Raw genomic sequence first — 20,802 nt, 5'->3', positions numbered from 1 at the left:
CCACCCCCCCGGGCGTCCACCTCGTCCGCCCCGGGGGGGCGCCCCCCCGCCCCCCCCCCGCCGCCCCCCCCCCCCCCGCCGCCCCCCCCGCCCGGGGGGGGCGCCCCCCCCGGGCCCCCGGGCTCCGCCCGTGCGGGGAAGGGCGGTGAGGGGATACCCGCCCTCACCGACTCCCGCGGCCGGGTCCTCACCCTCCGCGGCTGGAACCTCGCGGACAAGTCGCACCGCGGCGACACCGCCCTCTCCGCGATCACCGAGAAGTACCTCCGGGACATGCGGGCCAAGGGCTACAACACGGCCCGGCTCCTGGTCTTCTGGGACGACCTGGAACCCCGCCCCGGCCAGTACAGCCAGGCGTACCTCCGCAAGGTCGAGCGGATCCTGGACTGGGCCGAGAAGTACGACGTCAAGGTCATCCTCGACGCCCACCAGGACGTCTTCGGGCCCGCGTTCGGCTCCCGGGGCGTACCCGCCTGGGCCACCAGGACCGACGGACTCCCCTTCACCCCGCACCCCGACGACTGGTTCTCCGAGTACTTCGAGCCGGCCGTCCAGCGCGCCTTCACCCACCTCTACGAGGACGAGGACCTGCAGCGCGCCCAGGCCCGCATGTGGCGGGTGCTCGCCGACCGCGTCAAGGACCACCCCGCCGTCCTCGGCTACGACCCCATCAACGAGCCGATGGGCGAACTGCGCGAGGGCGAGGACCTGGCGACGGCCGCCCGGCGCATCGAGCGCGACCAGATCACCCCGATGCACAACCGGATCGCGGACCAGATCCGCGCGGTCGACAAGGACGGGTGGATCTTCGTCGAGCCGACCCCGATCGTCGGCGAGGGCGTGCCCACCGGCCTGGGGAGGATCGACGACCCGAAGGTGGTCTACTCCCCGCACTTCTACAACGGCACGATGGAGGCGGGCGGCGACTACGACCCCTCGGCCCGCTGGATCGAGAACTACGAGGCCGCCGTCACCCAGTACCCCGAGACGTACAAGGTGCCGGTCGTCGTGGGGGAGTGGGGACCGCTCAACAACTCCCTTCCGAACATGAACCGCTTCTACCGCGAGGCCATGGCCTCCCTCGGCCGCTACAGCTCCGGCTGGACCGGCTGGGAGTGGTGCTACGGCGGGGGCTACTGCGCCGTGGACGGCACCGGGGCCTTCCGCCCGAACAAGGAGCTGACCGCCGAGCCGTACGCCGAGGCGGTCGCCGGCACGGTCCGCTCCGCCTCCTACGACCCGGCGGCCGGGGTCTACCGCCTCTCGTACGACGCGGCCGGCCGGCGCGGCTCCCGCGTCACCGAGCTCTCCCTGCCGCCCGGCGACTGGCGGGTGACCGCTCGGGGCGGTGCGCTGGTCCTCCGCAGGGACCGCGGCCGGGCCTGGGTCCTGGCCACCCCGAACGCCCGGATCACCGTCACGGCCACCCGCGGCTGACGCACCATCCGGGCAACCGCCGCCGCGCCGAGGCACCGCCGGGCCGCCGGGCCACCGCCGGGCCGCCGGGCCGCCGTGCCACCGCCGGGCCGCCGTGCCACCGCAGGCCCACCGCCGCCCCGCCGCGCCACCGCTGGGCCGTCCGGGCGCGGCCGGGCACGTCCGGGCGCGTCCGCGCACGTCGGGCCGTCTGGGCACGTCGGGCCGTCTGGGCTGTCCGGGCCGTCCGGGCGGCCCGCCCGGTGGCGGCCCGCCCGGCGGCGGCGCACCGGGCGGCGGTGCGTCTCCGGGCGGTCGCCCGGTCCGGTCGATCCGTCAGGCCGCCCCGTCAGGCCTTTCGTTCGGGGTTCAGGAGGGATCTGATGCCGAGGGCCGCCGTCGACAGGTGGTGGCGGGCCTCCTTCAGCTGCTCCTGGGTCACTCCGTGGTCGCGGGCCGCGTCGCGGATCTCGTCGCGGAAGCGGTCCAGGAGCCGGTCCAGGTCGCGGGCAGGGTCGCCCGTGCCCGCCGTGTCCCGCGCCCACTCCGGCACCTCGTCCGCCGGGGCCTTCGTGAACGGTGCCTGCGGCGCGGCGGCCCTCGGGTGGGTCGTGCCCGCCACCAGGTCGCCGAGCTGGGCCGTGATGCCCGAGATCCCCTCCCAGACCCCCTTGGGCCAGTCGCCCCGCGAGAACCGGTCCTGGACCTCGTCCTGCACCTGCTGGGCGATGCGCTGGAACTCCTTCGCCTGGCGCCGCGCCGACCGGGCCTCCTCGCGGGCCTCGCGGGCCTGCTGCGTCCACTCCTGCTTGAAGCGGCGCATCTCCTCCTTCGCCTCGGCGAACGAGGGGGCGTCCACCGTGCGGTTCTCGCCCGCCGCCGCGCGCATCTCGCTGCGCACCCTGCCGGCCGCACCGCGCACGTCGTCGCGGATCTCCGCCGCCAGTTCCGAGACCGATTCGCGGATCTCCCGCTCCAGGTCGTCCAGTTCGGCGCCGCGCCCGGCCAGCTCGGCGCGGCCGGCGTCGGTGATCGAGTAGACCTTGCGGCCCCCCTCGCTGGCGTGGGTGACGAGGCCCTCGGCCTCCAGCTTGGCGAGGCGCGGATAGACCGTGCCCGCCGACGGGGCGTACAGCCCCTGGAAGCGCTCCTCCAGGAGCCGGATCACCTCGTACCCGTGGCGGGGGGCCTCGTCGAGCAGCTTCAGGAGGTAGAGGCGGAGGCGTCCGTGGGCGAAGACGGGCGGCATGTCAGAGCACCTTTCCGGTCGCGGAGGGGGCGGAGGAGGTGGAGGACGGGGTGGCGGCGTCGCCGCCCTCCTCGGGCTCGGGCCGGCGGAGCAGGGCGATCGAACCGGAGACGGTGGTCGCCTTGAGGGTGCCCCGGCCCGAACCGAGCGTGCCGGTGATGGACTTGGCGCCCCACTGGCCGCCCACCCGCAGGTCCTCGAAGGCGTTCGACACGGCGCCGCTCGTCGTGCTCGCCTCGACCCGGGCGTCGGCCGGGTGCGGGAGCCGGATGGCGACCTCGCCGGAGACGCTCGTGAGCCGGATGTCGGCGGGCGGTCCGTCGAGCCGGCCGGGGTCGAGGTCGATGACCATGTCGCCGCTGACCGTGTCGGCCTTCACCGAGGACCCGGCGCCCTCGATCACCGTCACGTCGCCGGTCACGGAGTTGACGCGCAGTGCGCCGGTGACCGACTGGGCCTCCAGGTTCCCCGAGACGGTCTCGGCGCGGACCGGGCCGGACAGCCCCAGGAGCGTGGTGTCGCCCGTGACGCCGCGCACCGCGGTGCGCCCTCTGATCCCCGTGACGACCGCCTCGGCGCCGACCACCCCCACCTCGACGTCGACGCCCGCCGGGACGGCGACCGAGACGACGGCCCGGCGCCGGTACTCCTTGCGCTCGAACCACTTGAGGATGCTCTTCCACTGCAGGTCCTCGTAGGTCACGGTCAGCGTGGAGCCGTCCTGCGTCACGATCAGCGGCGGACCCTCGATCTCGGAGATCTCCACGCGGGCGGAACTCTCGTCCGTCCCCACCACGTTCACCGTGCCGTTGACGATGCGGACCTGCAGCAGCGTCACGGGGTCGGCCGGAGCCAGCTTCGTCGGCTCGGTGACGGACCACTCTGTCATGGTGCTGACCTCCCGTATCGGCAACGCAACATATCGCGTCTCTCGATAGACACGATATATCGCGGTCTTGCGAAGTCAACCCCGACTCATCCCTGATATGTGAGGGGTAAAAGCGTTCACAACGTGACAAATTGCCCTAGCGTGGGGCCCATGAACGCGACACCCGGGCCGCACCCCGCCGGAGCCCTCCTGCTCTGCCGCGCCGAGCCCCCGGCGGTCCGGCCGCCCGCCCAACTCCTCCGGGAACAGCTGCTCCTCGCCCCCGCCGGGACCGAGTGGAGCGTGCTCGTACCGGAGGGGAAGCCCTGGCTGCACGGCGGCGAGCCCGTCGAACAGGTCGTCACCGGCTGGGCCACCGCCCTCGCCGTCTCGGCCTCCTGGCCCGTCGTCGCGCTCTGGTGGGACCGCGACCGGGCCGGTCTCACGCTCGCCGCCGGCTTCCGCCGTACGGTCGGCTACACCTGGCTCGCGGACGGCACCCCCGTCGGCGAGGACGAGGCCATGCGCACCTTCGCCGCCCGGCTCGCCCTCGATCCCGTCCTGGACGTACAGGCCCTCGAACCCCTCACCGGCCCCGATCCGGACGTCGACGCCCACGGTCGGCTGGTCGGCGTCGTCGCCGTCCTGGCCCGCGCCGGGCTCGCGCTGCCCACCGGGATCGTCCCCGGCGAGAGCGCCGACCGGCTCCGCTCCGTCGCTCTCGCCCAGGGCGCGGAACAGCTCGAATGGGCGGGCTGGCGGGACGCCGTGCGCGCGGAGCTGGACGTGGTGGAGGAGGGCCCTCTCGGCCCGTACCTGCGCGGCCCACGGGCGCGCGTACTGAGCGGGGCGCAGCTGCTCGTGGGGCTGCCGCTGCTGGTCTGGGGCGCCGGCCGGCGCAGCGGCGGATGGGCGACGGCCGGGGCGCTGCTCGTCGCGCACGGCGCGCTCGGGCTCGCCTACGACCGGCTGCGGGAGCGGTGACCCCGCAGCCGGACCGGTCTCCTACTCGTCGTCGTCCTCGTCGTCGTCCAGACGGGCCAGCCAGGTCGCGAGGCGCTCGACGGGCACCTCGAAGTCGGGGTTGAGGTCGACGAACGTCCGCAGCTGCTCGGCGAGCCACTCGAAGGTGACCTCCTCCTCGCCGCGCCGCTTCTCCAGTTCCTCGATGCCACGGTCGGTGAAGTACATGTGATCAGGATAGGCCGTACCCCCTCACGTCCCCTGTCGCCCGTCAGTCCCACCGATTAGCCTTCTGGATCCAACATCGCTTCGGGGAGCGGGGGCCGCTGTGGCACACGGGATCGCGCGGATTCGACTGGACGACGGCACACCCGTCTGGGCGCGCGTCAGCGACGCGGAGGAGCTCGGCGGGGGCGGCGGTTTCCGGGACACCGGAGTCAGGGACCGGGTGGTCTCGATGGCCGGCGGGCTCACGGACGTGGTGCGCGGGGTCGTCGGCTCCCTGCGCGCGGGCCTCGACCCGCAGGGGCCGGTGGAGGTCGCCGTCAGCTTCGGCATCGAACTCTCCGCGCAGTCCGGCAAGGTGATCGGCGTCCTGGCGGACGGCGCGGGCAAGGCCTCCGTGAACGTGTCCCTGACCTGGACCGAACCGGGCCCGACGCCCGCCGCGGGTCCGGCGGCCGGGCAGGACACGGAGGCGGCCGCCGGCCCCACGGCCGGACAGGGAAGCCCCACGGCCGGACAGGGAGGCACCGCCGACCCCGTCCCCCCGGCGCCGAGCGTGCCGCCCGCGCCCGTCGCGCCGCCCCTGCCGGCCGCGCCCCCGGTGCCCAGCGCGCGCCCGGCGGCCGATGAGATCGCATGAGCGCCTTCGACGCTCTCGTACGCCCCGCACTCGTACGCATCGGCGCTCCCGACGGCGGGTATGACCTGGACGGCGACCGGTTCTGGGGCACCGGCTTCTTCATCGCCCCCGGCTGGGTCCTGACCTGCGCCCATGTCGTGGCCGAGGGGGGTGGCGAGGTGTGGAGGAAGGAGCCTGCCGTCGGCATCACCTGGCAGGACGGCAGGACCACCCGCCGGTCCATCGGCACCGTGGTGCTCGCCCTGCCCCGGCCCGAGGACCCCGACGTGCGCCCCGAGCCCTGGGGCTTCCCCGACGTCGCCCTCGTGCGCGTGCCCGGCACGCGCAGGGCCTCCTGCGTCCTCCTCGCCGAACTGCCCCCCGACCGCACCACCAGGATCGGCCTGCACGGCTGGTCGCGGGAGACCGGAGAGCTGGGCATCCGCCAGGTCCACGGCAAGCTGAGCGGCGTGGACGCCCGCGCCCTCGTGACGGACGGGGTGCTGCCCGTCGAGGGCTGCTCCGGCGGCCCGGTCGTCGACGACGCCATGGGCGCCGTGATCGGCTTCAACAAGGGACGCTGGTCCGACCGGGGCGCCCTCGTCCCCCTCACCGTCCTGCGCCGCCTGCACGACGTGCCCGGGGGCGAGCTCTGGGCCGAGGCCCTGCGCGCGCACGACCGTCATCACCTCGACCACTACCACCAGTCCCTGGACGACGGATCCGACTGGACGCGCGCGCAGGAACGGCACGGCGGCCCGCACCCGCTCAGCCCGAAGCTGCGCACCCGCCTGCGGGGGCAACTCGCTGCGCTCCCCCCGCCGATCAACCCCGGCGAGATCATGGACGTGGTCGACCGGGTCAAGGCCTGGATCCGGAACACCACCACCCCGGACGCGTTCGAGGACGACCCGCGCACCTGGAGCGAGGGAGCGGCCCTGCTGTACGGGCTGCGCGCGCCCGACCGCAGCGATCCGGGTGACCCCGGCCTCGACGCCGTCCTCCTGTACGCGGCCCATGTCGTCCGCCGCGTCTCCGGGCGGCCCGGCGGGCTGGGCGAGGCGGCCGCCTTCCGGGGCTGGCTCATCGACCGGGCCGCCGACGCGGGCCCGTTCCTCCGCCGCGAGATCGACGACCTGATCGGCCCGGGCCGTGCGGCGGCCCCCGTCGCCGTCCGTGACCGCCGGGCACGCGCGGACGTGCTCCTGGAGATCGACACGCCGCGCTGGGGGCGGCGCTACCCCTGGCGCGTGAAGCTGCTCCGCGACGGGCACATGGTCACCCCGCTCAAGGGCGACGACAGCGGCGTCGAGCGGGCCCAGCTCAAGCAGACCCTGCGCGGGCCGCTCGCCGAGGCGCTCCGGCTCGGCGACAACGGGCCCCACCTGGCCGCCGTGGAGGCGGTGCTGCCGCGCGAGCTCTTCGACGAGCCGCTCGACACCTGGCGGCTCGAACTTCCGCAGGGCCCCGACGAGGCGTGGGGGGCCATCACCCTCGGGCAGCGCCGCATCGTGGTCATCAGGGACGCCCGGCGGCACGACAAGGAGCCGGCGCCCGAGTGGCGCGAGCGCTGGGAGGCCGGGCAGCGTGGCCCGCTGCGCGCGGCGCCGCTGCGGGCGGAGGTGCCCGGCGCGGTCCCGGACGCGCACGCCGCGCGGGTGCGGCGGGAGACCTGGGCGGAGACGTACGACCGGCTCAGGGAGGCCGAGGGCGGTACGGTCCCCGTCTTCTGCGGCCCCGTCGGAAGCGGTGACGGGCTCATGGCCATGAACGCGGCCCTGACCGCCGGCCATCCGCTGGCCCTCTGGCGGACCGGCGCCCACGACCACACCGACTGCGCGGACTTCCACGAGCAGGCCGACCGGCTGCTCACGGACGCGCTCACCGCCGACGGGCTCGGCAAGCCCGTCCGGTCCCTGCGCACCCTGGCGCCGGAGCGGGCCGACCTCGCCTGGGCCGAGACCATCGCCGTCCTGTACGACCCGCCCGACCGTCCGCCGCACGGCGGCCGGCTGGAGGCTCCGCCGATGCTCGGCGAGGAGGACCCGTGACGGCGGCCCGGCGCGCGGCGCACCCTCCACGGCCACGTCGACCGTCCGCTCCGGGGCGTGCAGCGAACCCTTCACGGCCACGGCCACGGCGACCGTCCGCTCAGGGTCGCCCGGCGGGCGCGGCTCGGTTACATCGACCGTCCGGCTTCGGGCACCTCGTGAGCGTGCCCCGGCCACGGCGCCCGTCCGTTCCCGGGCACCTCGTGAGCGTGTCCCGGCCACGGCGCCCGTCCGTTCCCGGGCGCCTCGCGGGCGCGGCGCAGGTACCGCGGCCGTCCCGTCCGGTCGGGCCCGCGCGGGTGGTTCGGGCGCAGGGGGCGTCCGGTCCGGTGCGTCCGCCTCGGACGCCGCCTCCGCACGCCCCCGTCCGCCCCGCGTGCCCCGCCGCGCGCGGCCCCTTCGCGGACGACCGATTTGAGGGTCGGCAGGGGCCGTCGTGGGCAGTACGTTGCGGAGGGCCCGGCCGGCACACCACAGCCAGGAGGAGTTCATCGTGAACGATTGGCGGATCTACCGCGGGGCCGGGCATCCGCACGACGAGATACAGCGCCTGCCCGCCCCACCGCCCTGGCGCGACTTCTCGACGGGCGGCGCCGACGACACCCTGGCCGGCTCCGACCGGCGGCTCGGCGTCAAGCGCAGGCTCGTCCAGAACCACCACCCCCGGCCCGCCGAGACCGACGCCGTCAACGCCGCCCTGTACCTGCGGCGGCCGCTCCTGGTCACCGGCAACCCCGGCACGGGCAAGTCGACGCTCGCGCACGCGGTCGCCCACGAGCTGCGCCTCGGCCGGGTGCTGCGCTGGCCGATCGTCAGCCGCTCCACCCTCCAGGACGGCCTCTACCGGTACGACGCCATCGGCCGCCTCCAGGACGTCCAGCTGGAGCGCGCCCAGGCCGGCGCCTCCGGCTCCGCCGCCGCGGCCCCGGGCGGCATCGGCTCGTACATCCGGCTCGGACCGCTCGGCACCGCGCTGCTCCCCTCCGAGCAGCCCCGCGTGCTGCTCATCGACGAGCTCGACAAGAGCGACCTCGACCTGCCCAACGACCTCCTGAACGCCCTGGAGGAGGGCGAGTTCGCCATCCCCGAGCTGGAGCGGCTCGCCGACCGGGAGCCGGTCGTCGAGGTGCTCAGCGACGACGGCCGCAAGGTGCCGGTCCACGGCGGCCGCGTCCGCTGCTCCACCTTCCCGTTCATCGTGCTCACCTCCAACGGCGAACGGGACTTTCCCGCCGCCCTGTTGCGCCGCTGCATCCGCCTGGAGCTCGAACCGCCCGGCGAGGAACAGATCGGCGCGATGATCGAGGCCCACCTGGGGACCGAGGCCGCCGCGGGCGACGGCGAGCAGGGACTCGTCCAGCGATTCCTGAACCGCGAGCCGGGCGAGGTCATCGCCACCGACCAGCTGCTCAACGCCCTCTACCTCACCCAGCACGCCTCCCGCGCCGAGCGGGTGACCAGGGAACGCATCGCGGACATGCTCATGCAGCCGCTCGATCAGCCGAGGTGATGACCGGATGCACCGGACGCGCCGGATGCCTCTGGAGGAGCTGACCCGCAGACTGCGGGCGGGCGGGGCGGACCCGTCCGCCGAGGCGGTCGCGGACGCGCTCTGGCTGTCCCAGTGGCTGCCGGAACCGGAGACTCCCGATCCGGAGCCGCCGTCCCGCGCGGACGGCGGGAGCGACGGCGGCGGGAGCGCGGAGACCGCCCGGTCCGCCGACGGGGGGCGAGATCCGGCCAATCGCGGGGAGGCACCCGCCCGCGGGCCCGTCCGCACCGGAGGCCATGAGTCCGTCGCCCTCCACATGCGCGCCGGAGCCCCCGTGGCGGACCGGACGCGCGGCGGCGCGGGCGGGGGTACGGGACGGGGCGCGGCCCTGCCCGTCCGCGCCCCCGGCGCCAACGCCCTGCCCGGACTCCTCGGCCTCCAGAAGGCCCTGCGCCCGCTGCGCGGGTACGCGCCCGCCCCGCCGCGCCCCGGCGAGGGCACCCTCGACGAGGAGGCCACCGCCGAGCGCAGCGCCGCCGCGGGCATCCTGACGCCCGTCCTGCGCCCCGCCGCGGGCCGCCGCCCCGACATCCAGCTGCTCATGGACACCGGCCCCGCCATGGTCGTCTGGGACCGCATGGTCGAGGAGCTCCGCCAGGCCTGCCAGCAGTCCGGCGCCTTCCGCGACGTCCAGGTGCACCGCCTGTACGACACCGGCGAGGGCCCCCCGCTCGTCACCACCACCTCCGGCGCCGACGGCCGCCCGCGGCTCCGCCCCGTCGACCAGCTCCACGACCCCACCGGGCGCCGCCTCACCCTCGTCGTCAGCGACTGCGTGGGACCCCTCTGGCAGCGCGGATCCGCCCAGCGCTTCCTCCGCCAGTGGCCCCGCCACGCCCCGCTCGCCCTCGTCCAGCCCCTGCCGCCGCGCCTGTGGCCCCGCACCGCGCTCCCCGCCGAACCCGGCACCTTCCAGCGCTCCGCGAGCCCCGGGAGACCCGCCTCCTTCCGGTCCGACGACGAACCCTGGGCGGTTCCCGACCCGGCCCGGCGTGCCGTGCCCGTGCTCACCCCCACCCCCGAGGCCTTCGCCTCCTGGGCCCGGCTCCACACCGGCCACGGCGGCAACACCGTCCGCGGCTGGGCCGCCTGGCTCCACCCCGACCCCGCCGCGCCCCGCCCGCCCGCCGCGCCCCGCGCCCCGCGCGGCGACGAGGAACTCCTGCGCGCCTTCCGGGCCGGCGCCTCCCCGGGGGCGCTCCGGCTCGCCGTCCACCTCGCGGCGGCCCCGCTGACCCTGCCCGTCATGCAGCTCGTCCAGCGCGCCATGCTCCCCGACACCGGGCCCATGGAGCTGGCCGAGGTCCTGCTCAGCGGACTGCTGCGGCGGCTGCCGGGACCCGCCCCGTACCCCTGCTTCAGCTATCCGCCGGGCATCCAGCAGTTCCTCCTCGGCTCGCTCGATCCAGGCGCCGCCGCCCTCGTCCTCAAGCACTGCTCGGAGTACGTGGAGCGCAACTTCGGCCAGGGCATGCGCAACTTCCCGGCGCTCGCCGCCGCCCGCCTCGCCGGGCACGGCCACGGCCCCGCCGACGGGGGCGACGGCGGCCCCGGCCTCCCGACCCCGTCCGACGGGTCCGACGACCCCCTCGCGCCCGAGGACGCCGAGGCGGAGCTGTTCGCCCGCATCCCCGCGCGCGTGCTCCGCTTCTACCACCCCGACCTCGTCACCCCCGACCCCCTCACCGAGGCCCGCCGCCTCCTCGACCAGGGACGGGCCCAGTCCGACCCCGCCCTGCTCGCCGCCGCCCGCGAGCGGGCCGAGGAGGCCCTCCCCGCCGCGCCCGTCGCGGCCCGCGTCCTCCTCGGCCGCATCCTGTACGCGGAGGCGGGCACCGGCGCCGTCCGGCGCACCGGCCGCCGCCACGAGCTCCTCACCCAGGCGGCCGACGCGCTCGTCCGGGCCGGGGCGCAGGCCCGCCCCGGAGACGAGCACTGGGCCGAGGCCCGCCTCGAACGGGCCGTCGTCCACCACGCCCTGTGGCAGGAGACCGAGGACCCCCGGCAGCTCGACGCCGCGCTCGCCGCCCTCGCCGAGGACACCGGCCAGTGGCCCCCTTCGTCCCGGCCCACGCTGCACCTGCGCCGCGGACGGCTGCTCCTGGCGCGCGGCGAGGGCGCCGCGGCGGCCGAGGAGCTCACGGCGGCCCTCGCCCTCGGGGAGAGCGCCGCGGCCCTGCTCGACCTCGCCGACGCCCTGCACCTCGCCGACGCCGGACCGGACCGCGTCGGCCCCGTGCTCGACCGCGCGGAGGCGCTCCTCGGCGACGGCCACGCCCTGAGGCTGCGTCACACCGCAGCGCGGGCCCGCCTGTACGAGACCGCGGGCGACGGCGCGGCGGCGGACGAGGCGTACGAGCAGGCCACCCTGCTCGCCCCCGCCGAGAGCGGACAGCGCGGCCGGCTCCTGCTCACCTGGGGGGAGTCCCTGCTGCGCCGCGCCGCCGCCGGCACCGGGACACGGCCGGTCGACCGCGCCGAGTCCGTGCTCCGCGAGGCCCTCACCTGCCTCCCCGCCGGCGCCGCGGCCCGCGACCGCGCGAGGATCCTCATCGGCAGCGTCCTCGCCCTCCGCTTCGACCGCGCCGGCTTCCTGCCCGACCTGTACGAGAGCCGCCACCTCCTCGACGAGGCCGTCCGCACCGCCCGCGACGTGGCGATCCGGGCCGAGATCTGGCTCCAACTGGGCTGGGTGCAGCTGCAGCTGAGCGAGGCGGCCAGGGACGGGCAGCTCGTCGACGCCCTCACCGCCTTCCGGCGCGCCGCCGACGACAGCCGCTCCGCCCGCGGCGACACCCCCGGCACGGTCACCCTGGCGAGGGCGCTGCACGCCCAGGGGACGGTGCTCTACCTGATGGACCGGCTCGGCCACGCAGCGACCGTCCTGCGGGAGGCGGCCGAGCAGTGGCGACGCCTGGACGGCATGCTGGTGCCGGTGGACTGGGCGGACGTGGAGCGGACCCGGACCCTGCTCGCCGAGGTCGGCGCCGCCCCCCGGCCGCGCCCGGACGGCCTCTCCCGCGAGGAGCGGCGCCGGATCACGCCGCCCTGGTGGGCCTGGCGCGAAGAGGACGCGGAACGGCTGGATAACGGGGGCGCGCATGGGCGCAGTTGAGTCGAACGGGTTTCCGTCTTCGAGGCGTCGGGAAGAACCGCTCCGCCGCTACGACCGTGGGGGACAAGGGTCGGTGAGGAGGAGCCGAGGGTGTTGGAGCACACGCAGCGGGTCGCAGGCGTCGACCGGGGCGGCGAACGGCCATGGGGCCTGCCCGACCTCACCGCCGTGGACCTGCGGACCTTGCGCTTCATGGACGATCCCGAGCTGGCGGCCGCCGTCGAGCGGGTCCTCTGGGATCCGCTGGAGCTGGAGCCGTCCTGGTTCGTCGAGAGCGGCGGGGACAAGGTCGACGGCTGACCTCAGGTGGAGCGGCCACGCCGACCGGCCCTTTTCGGTCAGATGCGCACCACCCGCCGCAGCCCCGTGGAGGCGCGAGTGAGCGGCGCGCCCCTGCCCGCGCCCGTCGTCGCCCGGCTGGCCCGGCTCAGCCCGGCCCCGGACGGGCTCGCGCTGCTGGGGTCCGCCCTGCACACCCGGCGGCTGCTGCTCCTCAAGGCCCTCCTGGTGCGGGTCCACCGGCACCGGGCCTCCGTCGAGCCGGGAGCGCTCGGCCGCTTCGAGCGCTCCTGGGATCTGCTCGAACGGGTCGAGCGGCACCATCCCGCCGTGGTCCGTGACGTCCTCGACTACCCGACCACCGGGGCCTGGCTGGCCGGTGCGCTCGCCGAGCCCGCCGGGCCGGCCTTCGACGGGCTGCTCGGTCACCTCGACCACCTCGCGGTCACCGCCGCCCTGTGCGCGGGCGGCGCGCTCGACCTGACCGTGGAGACTCCGGACGGCCTGCTCCCGCTGCCCGGCGTGGGCCGGCTGAGCGTCGCCGCGGAGCGCGTCCGGGTCAGCTCCGGCGGGCGGACCGTCCGGTTCCACCCGGACGGCGCCCACCACGCCGTACCCGCCGTCCTGACCCTGACCGGCCGGAGCCACGGCGTCCTCGCGGGCCGTGGGCCCGGCTGGCGCGCGGTCCGCGCCCTGCACGGCGGCACCGCGCGCCTGGACGACGTCGACCCGTACCGCGTGCCGTCCGGAGCGGGCGGCACCGTGGTCGTGGCGGCCGACCCCGCCGACACCGATCACGCCGCCTGGTCGGCCACCTGGCGGGCCGCCCGGGACCTCCTGGCCCGCACGGACCCCGGACGGGCGGCCGAGGTGTCCCGCGGGGTCCGTGCCGTCGTCCCCGTCCTGCCGCGAGGCCCCCGGCACCTGGGGGCCACGCTGAGCGCCGCCCCCGGCGCCGTACTGACCTCCCTGCCCCACGGGGGCCGGGGGATGGTCGAAACGGTGGTCCACGAGATGCACCACAGCAAGCTGGCGACGCTCCACGAACTCATGCCCCTGTACGGCCCCGGGCGGGAGGCCGTGCACCGGGTCGGCTGGCGGCCGGACCCGAGGCCCATCGCCGGTGTGCTGCACGGCGCCTACGCGCACATGGCCCTGACCGACCTGTGGTGGCGCGCGGTCACCGCCGACGGGGTGCCGCCGGCCTGGCGGCGCGCTGCCGGGCAACAGTTCGACGACATCCACGATCAGGTGGGCGCGGCTCTGCGGATCCTGCTTGAATCCGATGAACTGACCGTGGAAGGAAGGGAGTTCGTGCATCAAATGAGGCTGCACCACGCGAGCCTCGGCACGGCCCCCCTGGCTGCTGGGTAACACTGTGCCCACGGCACATGACACCGCGTTGCGCGGGAGCGGGACGGGAGACACGACAGATGGCGGAACAGCGATCGGGCGGCGCGGCGGAGCAGGGAGTCAGAAGCGCTCCGGAACATGTCCTCGTGGTCTTCCCCGGCTACCACCGCCCGTGGGCGACCTGGATCAACCAACGGCTCGACGCCTACGGGGTGCGCGCGAGCCTGCAGCGCTGGGACCCGCCGCGCGAGGTCCCCCTGGAGGACTCGCTCGGCGACCTGCTGCTCGCCCGCGGCCAGGTGCTGCTCGTCCTGGACGACTGGTTCTTCCAGCTCGGCCCCCGTGCGGCCGGTGAGTGGAACGACGTCCTGCGCGGCTTCGTCGCCGCCCACTCCGAGCGGTTCGCCGCGGTCAACCTCACCAATCGCACCCTGCTCCCGGCCACCGCCGTCCTCGAACCCGTCAGCCTCTGGGGCGTCGGCGAGGAGGAGGCCGAGGCCCGGCTGCTCAGCCGGCTCGCCGTCGAACCCCGCCGCGCCGCCGGCCGCAGGCTCCCGCCCGGATCGCTCGTCCGCTTCCCGGACACCCCTCCCGAGGTCTGGGGCGAGATCCCGCGCCGCAACCCGCGCTTCACCGGCCGCGACGACCTGCTCTCCGAGCTCCAGGAACGCCTCATGGACGCCGAGCGCGGCAGCGCCGCGTGCACCCTGCTCGGCATGTCCGGCATCGGCAAGACCCAGATCGCCGCCGAGTACGCCCACCGCTTCAGCTCCGACTACGACGTCGTGTGGTGGGTCAGCTCCGACGACCGCAACGTGCAGCGCGACCGCTTCGGCGAGCTCGCCACCGAACTCGGCCTCCCCACCGGCAACGAGCCCGGCGAACGCATCCGCGCCGTCCGCGAGGCGCTGCGCCGGGGCGACCCGCACTCCCGCTGGCTCATCGTCTTCGACGGCTGGGACGACACGGACGGCGCGAACGTCATGCTGCCGCACGGCCCCGGCCACGTCCTCGTCACCTCCCGCAACCGGGGCTGGGGCGACTACACCGACATCCTCGAAGTCCCCGGCTTCGACCGCGCCGAGTCCACCGCCTACCTGATGCGCCGCGCCCCGCACATCACGGCGCCCGAGGCGGAAGAGGTCGCCGCCGAATTCGGGGACGTACCGCTGCCGCTGGTCCAGGCCGCGGCCTGGCTCGGCGAGTCCCGCATGGAGGTGTCCGAGTACCTGCACATGGTCCGTGAAGGACGGATCTCCGCCGTCGAGCCCTCCGGCGACGGCTTCCCGCAGGCGTCCCTCACCTCCTGGTCGATACTGATCAACCGGCTCCGACGCGCCCAGCCGCAGGCCATCGACGTGCTCAGCCTGTGCGCCTCCTTCGCCCCCGGCCGCATCCCGCTCGGCCTCATCCGCGCCTACCCGCAGGCCGACCTCCCCGAGGACCTGCGCTGGATGGCCACGGACCTCGCCGCCTGGTCCCGGGCCCTGGACACCCTGGTCAACTACTCCGTCCTCACCCGCGAGACCCGGGGCCCCGTCAACAACGCCGAGGTGGGCCCGCACCAGGAGTCCGTGCACATGCACCGGCTCGTCCACGACATCGTCGCCCGGCTCACCGAGGGCGACCACCGGGCCGCCCACCGCCAGGCCGTCCGCACCCTGCTCGCCGAGGCCGACCCCGGCAACCCCATGGACAGCCGGCACTGGCCCCGCTACGCCGAACTCCTGCCCCACCTGGAACCCTCCGGCGCGCTCCTCAGCCACAACCCGCGCACCCAGACCGCCGTACTCAACTGTCTGCGCTACTGCTTCCGCAGCGGCGAGTTCAGGGCCGGCATCCAGCTCGCCGAGAAGATCCGCGACAACTGGTCCACCTTCATGGACCCCCTGGACCAGCCCATGCTCGACCTCACCACCCAGCAGAGCAACATCCTGCGGTCCTTCGGCCGCTTCCGCGAGGCGTACGACCTCGACCTCGCCCAGCGGGAACGCCTCGCCACCGCCCAGCCCCCGAACGAGCTCGGCACCCTGCTCTCCAGCAGCGCCATCTCCAGCGACCTGCGCTTCCTCGGCCAGTACAAGGAGTCGGAGCGGCTCCAGCGCCAGGTCCTCGCCGACGCCGAACGCCTGCTCGGCGGCTCCGAGTTCTCCACCCTCGTCGCCCGGCACAACCTCGGGGTCACCCTGCGGCAGCTCGGCCGCTTCCAGGAGGCGTACGAGTCCGACGCCGAGACCCTCACCCAGAGCGAGCGGGTGCTCGGCAAGCGCCACTCCCAGACCCTCAACTCCAGCAACGCCCTCGCCCACGACCTGAGGCTCCTCGGGCAGTACCGCGAGGCACTCGCCCGCCAGGAGGCCAACGTCCTGCGCCATGTGCAGGTGCTCGGACCGCAGCACCTGCAGACCCTGTACGCCCGCACCCAGCTGGCCCTCTGCCGGCGACGCGAGGGCGGCTTCCAGCAGGACCTCGGGGCCACCATGGCCAGCCTGCTCGACCAGCTGGAGCAGGTGCACGGCCGCACCCACTACGTGACCCTCTCCTCCCTCAACAACTACGCCAACTACCTCCGGGAGCACGGCGACCTCGACCACGCCCGCGAGCTCAGCCGCGAGGCCGAGGCCGGATACCGCGCCCTCCTCGGTCCCGCGCACCCGGTCGCCACCGGCGTCCTGGCCAACACCGCCCTCGTCCTCCAGGCGTCCGGCGAACGCGCGGACGCCCTGGCCATCCTGGAGGCCGCGCTCGCCGGACTCACCTCCTCGCTCGGATCCGACCACCCCTGGGTCCTCGGCTGCGCGCTCAACACCGGCGCCGCGCGCAACTTCAACGGCCGGGTGCACGACGCCGCCGAGCTCAGCCGGGACACCCTGCGCCGCGCCCGCCACACCCTGGGCAACGAGCATCCCCTCACCCTGTCCAGCCAGGTGGCGCTCGCCACCGACCTGCGCGGCCTCAGGGAGAACGAGGAGGCGGCCAAGCTGGAGGAGGACGCGCTGCTCAGCCTCACCCGGACGCTCGGCGCCCAGCACCCGCACACCCTGTCGGCGCGGCAGCGCAACCGGCCCTACTGGGACTTCGAGGCCAACCTGGGCTGAGCACCGGCGGCGGAAACGCCGGAGGCCCGGCACCCCGAGTGGGGTGCCGGGCCTCCTTCCGTACGCGTACGGAGCGGTCGATCAGGCGTCGAAGACCTCGTTGACCAGCTGCTGCTGCTCCGCCTGGTGGCGCTTGGCCGAGCCGACCGCCGGGGAGGAGGAGTGCGGACGCGAGATCCGGCGCAGGCGCTCGCCCGCCGGGATGTCCGCGCCGACCGCCAGGTCCAGGTGGTCGATCAGGTTGAGGGCGATGAACGGCCAGGCACCCTGGTTCGCCGGCTCCTCCTGGGCCCAGATGTACTTCGCGGCGTTCGGGTACTTGGCGATCTCGGCCTGCAGCTCGGCACCCGGCAGCGGGTACAGGCGCTCCAGACGGATGATCGCGGTCTCCGTGTCACCGCGCTTCTGACGCTCGGCCTCCAGGTCGTAGTAGACCTTGCCGGCGCAGAAGACGACCTTGCGGACGTCGGCCGGGGCGACCGTCGAGTCACCGATCACCGGGCGGAAGCCGCCGGTGGTGAACTCCTCCACCTTGGACGCCGCGGCCTTCAGACGCAGCATCGACTTCGGGGTGAAGACGATGAGCGGCTTGTGGTGCGGGTTGTGCACCTGCCAGCGCAGGAGGTGGAAGTAGTTCGACGGCAGCGTCGGCATGGCGACCGTCATGTTGTCCTGGGCGCACATCTGGAGGAAGCGCTCCGGGCGCGCGGACGAGTGGTCCGGGCCCTGGCCCTCGTAGCCGTGCGGCAGGAGCAGCGTGACGCCGGAGGTCTGGCCCCACTTCTGCTCGGCCGAGGAGATGAACTCGTCGACGACGGTCTGCGCGCCGTTGACGAAGTCGCCGAACTGGGCCTCCCAGATGACCAGGGAGTCCGGGCGGGCCAGCGAGTAGCCGTACTCGAAGCCCATCGCCGCGTACTCGCTGAGCAGCGAGTCGTAGACGTTGTAGTGGGCCTGCTCCTCGGTCAGGTAGAGCAGCGGGGTGTAGTCCTCGCCGGTCTCCTGGTCGACCAGGACCGCGTGGCGCTGGCCGAACGTGCCGCGGCGGGAGTCCTGGCCCGACAGGCGGACCGGGGTGCCCTCCATCAGCAGGGAGCCGATGGCGAGGGTCTCGCCGAAGCCCCAGTCGATGGTGCCGTCGTCGATGGACGCGGCGCGGCGCTGCATCTGCGGGAGCAGACGCGGGTGGACCGTGGTCCGCTCCGGGATGCTGACCTGCGACTCGGCGATCCGCTTCACGACCTCCTGGGAGACCGCGGTGGTGACGCCGACCGGGAACTCGGCCTGCGCGTCCGGGACGGTCGTCGCCGCCGGGGCGGTGGTGGCCTCGCGGACCTCCGCGAAGACCTTCTCCAGCTGGCCCTGGAAGTCCTGGAGCGACTGCTCCGCCTCTTCGAGGGTGATGTCGCCGCGACCGATGAGCGACTCGGTGTACAGCTTGCGCACCGAACGCTTCTTGTCGATCAGGTTGTACATCTGCGGGTTGGTGAACGAGGGGTTGTCGCCCTCGTTGTGACCGCGGCGGCGGTAGCAGATGAGGTCGATCACGACGTCCTTGTTGAACGTCTGGCGGAACTCGAAGGCGAGCCGCGCGACGCGGACCACGGCCTCCGGGTCGTCGCCGTTCACGTGGAAGATCGGCGCCTCGATCATGCGGGCCACGTCGGTCGCGTACATCGAGGAACGCGAGGACTCCGGGGCGGCGGTGAAGCCGACCTGGTTGTTGATGACGATGTGGACCGTGCCGCCGGTGCGGTAGCCCCGCAGCTGCGACATGTTCAGCGTCTCGGCGACGACACCCTGGCCCGCGAAGGCCGCGTCGCCGTGGAGGGCGACGGGCAGGACGGTGAAGTCCGTGCCGCCCTTGTTGATGACGTCCTGCTTGGCGCGGACGATGCCTTCCAGGACCGGGTCGACCGCCTCCAGGTGGGAGGGGTTGGCGGCCAGGGAGACCTTGATCTGCTCGCCGTCGAGGCCCGTGAAGGTGCCCTCGGCGCCCAGGTGGTACTTGACGTCGCCGGAGCCGTGCATCGACTTCGGGTCGAGGTTGCCCTCGAACTCGCGGAAGATCTGCGCGTACGACTTGCCGACGATGTTCGCCAGGACGTTCAGGCGGCCGCGGTGGGCCATGCCGATGACGACCTCGTCGAGGCGCGACTCGGCGGCCGAGTCGATGACCGCGTCGAGCAGCGGGATGACGGACTCGCCGCCCTCCAGGGAGAAGCGCTTCTGGCCGACGTACTTCGTCTGCAGGAAGGTCTCGAAGGCCTCGGCCGCGTTCAGCCGGCGCAGGATCCGCAGCTGCTCCTCGCGCTCCACGCGGGAGTGCGGGCGCTCGACGCGGTCCTGGATCCACTTGCGCTGCTTCGGGTCCTGGATGTGCATGAACTCGACGCCGGTGGTGCGGCAGTACGAGTCGCGGAGCACGCCGAGGATGTCGCGGAGCTTCATCATCGACTTGCCGGCGAAGCCGCCGACCGCGAACTCCCGCTCCAGGTCCCACAGGGTGAGGCCGTGCTCGGTGATGTCCAGGTCGGGGTGCTTGCGCTGCTTGTACTCCAGCGGGTCGGTGTCGGCCATGACGTGGCCGCGGACCCGGTAGGAGTGGATGAGCTCGAAGACGCGCGCGGCCTTGGTGACGTCGTCGTCGTGCGAGGCGTCGATGTCCTTGAGCCAGCGGACCGGCTCGTAGGGGATGCGCAGGGCCTTGAAGATCTCGTCGTAGAAGCCCTCCTCGCCGAGGAGGAGGTTCGCCACGATCCGCAGGAACTCGCCGGAGGCGGCGCCCTGGATGACGCGGTGGTCGTACGTCGAGGTCAGGGTCATGACCTTGGAGATGCCCAGCTTGTTCAGGGTGTCCTGGGAGGTGCCCTGGAACTCGGCCGGGTAGTCCATCGAGCCGACGCCCATGATGACCGACTGTCCGGGCATCAGACGCGGCACGGAGTGGACGGTGCCGAGGCCGCCGGGGTTGGTCAGGGAGACCGTCACGCCGGAGAAGTCGTCCATCGTGAGCTTGCCCACGCGGGCGCGCTTGACGATGTCCTCGTAGGCCTGCCAGAACTCGAAGAAGTTGAGCGTCTCGGCCTTCTTGATGCCCGCGACGACGAGCTGGCGGTCGCCGTTGGGCTTGACCAGGTCGATCGCGAGGCCGAAGTTCACGTGCTCCGGCTTGACCAGGGTCGGCTTGCCGTCCTTCTCCGCGAAGGAGTGGTTCATCGACGGCATGGCCTTGATCGCCTGCACCATCGCGTAGCCGATGAGGTGCGTGAAGGAGATCTTCCCGCCCCGGGCGCGCTTCAGGTGGTTGTTGATCACGATCCGGTTGTCGAAGAGCAGCTTCACCGGGACGGCGCGGACGGACGTGGCCGTCGGCACCTCCAGGGAGGCGTTCATGTTCTTCGCGACCGCGGCGGCGGGGCCGCGCAGCGTGATCAGCTCGGGACCGGCGGGGGCCTCGGCGGCCGGAGCGGCCTTGGCCGGCGCCGGAGCGGCGGCGGCGGGCTTCGCGGCGACCGGCGCGGGAGCCGCGGCGGGCTTCACGGGGGCCGGGGCCGCGACCGGGGCGGGCGCGGGAGCCGGAACGGCCGCCGGCGCGGCAGGTGCGGCCTGTGCGGGGCCCGCCTGCTGCGCGACCGGCGCGCTCTGAGTGGTGGTGGGGGCCTGGGCGGCCGGGGTCTCCGACGCTCCGGGCTTGTAGTCGGCGAAGAAGTCCCACCAGGCACGATCGACCGAATTCGGGTCCTGGAGGTACTGCTGGTAGATCTCGTCGACGAGCCACTCATTGGCACCGAAGGCGGCTGCGGGGCTCACGCCCTGCCCGTCTTGGTGGGCCGGGGAGCTCGGGGTACTGGGGGACTGAGACGACACGGCGGCAACCGCCCTCTTCCGCTTCGCAAGGTGATGGACAGCGGAAATAAAGGCTACGCCTGTCCGGCCGGGAGGTGCAGGCCGGGCACTGCCAACGTCGCGCAAGTCACACTTGACGAGGTGTTTCGGCGCCGTGAATGGCGG

At 74.2% G+C, this 20,802-nt stretch carries 13 protein-coding genes; 9 read left to right on the top strand and 4 right to left on the bottom strand.

The features are described from left to right. Positions 1-153: 153 nt before the first annotated feature. Positions 154-1,437, top strand: coding sequence for a cellulase family glycosylhydrolase (locus tag ACFV2S_RS18410; RefSeq protein WP_385559960.1), 1,284 nt, complete (start codon positions 154-156; stop codon positions 1,435-1,437). A gap of 328 nt (positions 1,438-1,765) precedes the next feature. Here the strand turns inward: ACFV2S_RS18410 and ACFV2S_RS18405 are convergent, their stop codons facing one another. Continuing rightward, positions 1,766-2,665 (bottom strand): helix-turn-helix transcriptional regulator, encoded by a 900-nt coding sequence (locus tag ACFV2S_RS18405; RefSeq protein WP_385559785.1) that lies wholly within the window; start codon positions 2,663-2,665, stop codon positions 1,766-1,768. A gap of 1 nt (position 2,666) precedes the next feature. After that, entirely contained in the window at positions 2,667-3,554 is an 888-nt protein-coding gene (locus ACFV2S_RS18400) for a DUF4097 domain-containing protein (protein ID WP_385559782.1), read from the bottom strand. A gap of 150 nt (positions 3,555-3,704) precedes the next feature. Between ACFV2S_RS18400 and ACFV2S_RS18395 the strand changes: the two genes are divergently transcribed. Continuing rightward, positions 3,705-4,517, top strand: a complete 813-nt coding sequence (locus ACFV2S_RS18395; RefSeq protein ID WP_385559779.1) for a hypothetical protein — start codon at positions 3,705-3,707, stop codon at positions 4,515-4,517. A 21-nt stretch (positions 4,518-4,538) separates the two neighbouring features. On the opposite strand, the gene ACFV2S_RS18390 is transcribed toward ACFV2S_RS18395, so the two are convergent. Beyond that, positions 4,539-4,724 (bottom strand): DUF6104 family protein, encoded by a 186-nt coding sequence (locus ACFV2S_RS18390; protein ID WP_024761804.1) that lies wholly within the window; start codon positions 4,722-4,724, stop codon positions 4,539-4,541. Between the two features lie 100 nt (positions 4,725-4,824). Here ACFV2S_RS18390 and ACFV2S_RS18385 point away from each other — a divergent pair, with 100 nt between their 5' ends. From ACFV2S_RS18385 to fxsT, 7 genes are all read left to right on the top strand, one after another. Then, on the top strand, positions 4,825-5,361 hold the full coding sequence (locus ACFV2S_RS18385; protein ID WP_385559776.1) for a CU044_2847 family protein: 537 nt from the start codon (positions 4,825-4,827) through the stop codon (positions 5,359-5,361). Continuing rightward, complete coding sequence (locus ACFV2S_RS18380) at positions 5,358-7,391, top strand: trypsin-like peptidase domain-containing protein (RefSeq protein ID WP_385559773.1); 2,034 nt, start codon at positions 5,358-5,360, stop codon at positions 7,389-7,391. The genes ACFV2S_RS18385 and ACFV2S_RS18380 overlap by 4 nt, the downstream gene beginning before the upstream one ends. Positions 7,392-7,884: 493 nt before the next feature. Then, positions 7,885-8,901: an AAA family ATPase gene (locus ACFV2S_RS18375; RefSeq protein ID WP_385559770.1), complete on the top strand. Its 1,017-nt coding sequence runs from the start codon at positions 7,885-7,887 to the stop codon at positions 8,899-8,901. Positions 8,902-8,908: 7 nt separating this feature from the next. Then, on the top strand, positions 8,909-12,058 hold the full coding sequence (locus ACFV2S_RS18370; RefSeq protein ID WP_385559767.1) for an SAV_2336 N-terminal domain-related protein: 3,150 nt from the start codon (positions 8,909-8,911) through the stop codon (positions 12,056-12,058). A gap of 90 nt (positions 12,059-12,148) precedes the next feature. Next, a complete protein-coding gene (locus tag ACFV2S_RS18365) occupies positions 12,149-12,358 on the top strand; it encodes a hypothetical protein (protein WP_385559764.1) in 210 nt (69 codons plus the stop codon). Positions 12,359-12,436: 78 nt separating this feature from the next. Then, on the top strand, positions 12,437-13,711 hold the full coding sequence (locus ACFV2S_RS18360; protein ID WP_385559761.1) for an aKG-HExxH-type peptide beta-hydroxylase: 1,275 nt from the start codon (positions 12,437-12,439) through the stop codon (positions 13,709-13,711). A 59-nt stretch (positions 13,712-13,770) separates the two neighbouring features. Next, positions 13,771-16,788: an FxSxx-COOH system tetratricopeptide repeat protein gene (gene fxsT, locus ACFV2S_RS18355; protein WP_385559758.1), complete on the top strand. Its 3,018-nt coding sequence runs from the start codon at positions 13,771-13,773 to the stop codon at positions 16,786-16,788. An 81-nt stretch (positions 16,789-16,869) separates the two neighbouring features. On the opposite strand, the gene ACFV2S_RS18350 is transcribed toward fxsT, so the two are convergent. Then, positions 16,870-20,658 (bottom strand): multifunctional oxoglutarate decarboxylase/oxoglutarate dehydrogenase thiamine pyrophosphate-binding subunit/dihydrolipoyllysine-residue succinyltransferase subunit, encoded by a 3,789-nt coding sequence (locus ACFV2S_RS18350; protein WP_385559755.1) that lies wholly within the window; start codon positions 20,656-20,658, stop codon positions 16,870-16,872. Positions 20,659-20,802: the final 144 nt, after the last annotated feature.

The organism is Streptomyces sp. NPDC059695 (assembly GCF_042733785.1).
GTDB lineage: Bacteria > Actinomycetota > Actinomycetes > Streptomycetales > Streptomycetaceae > Streptomyces.
Note: the sequence above shows the minus strand (reverse complement) of the source record. Positions and strands in the feature narration are given on the sequence as shown.

Excerpts from the sequence above, each read along its gene's own strand:
- ACFV2S_RS18405 (WP_385559785.1), bottom strand. The coding sequence starts at position 2,665 with ATGCCGCCCGTCTTCGCCCACGGACGCCTCCGCCTCTACCTCCTGAAG.
- ACFV2S_RS18400 (WP_385559782.1), bottom strand. The coding sequence starts at position 3,554 with ATGACAGAGTGGTCCGTCACCGAGCCGACGAAGCTGGCTCCGGCCGAC.
- ACFV2S_RS18395 (WP_385559779.1), top strand. The coding sequence starts at position 3,705 with ATGAACGCGACACCCGGGCCGCACCCCGCCGGAGCCCTCCTGCTCTGC.
- ACFV2S_RS18390 (WP_024761804.1), bottom strand. The coding sequence starts at position 4,724 with ATGTACTTCACCGACCGTGGCATCGAGGAACTGGAGAAGCGGCGCGGC.
- ACFV2S_RS18380 (WP_385559773.1), top strand. The coding sequence starts at position 5,358 with ATGAGCGCCTTCGACGCTCTCGTACGCCCCGCACTCGTACGCATCGGC.
- ACFV2S_RS18370 (WP_385559767.1), top strand. The coding sequence starts at position 8,909 with ATGCACCGGACGCGCCGGATGCCTCTGGAGGAGCTGACCCGCAGACTG.
- fxsT (WP_385559758.1), top strand. The coding sequence starts at position 13,771 with ATGGCGGAACAGCGATCGGGCGGCGCGGCGGAGCAGGGAGTCAGAAGC.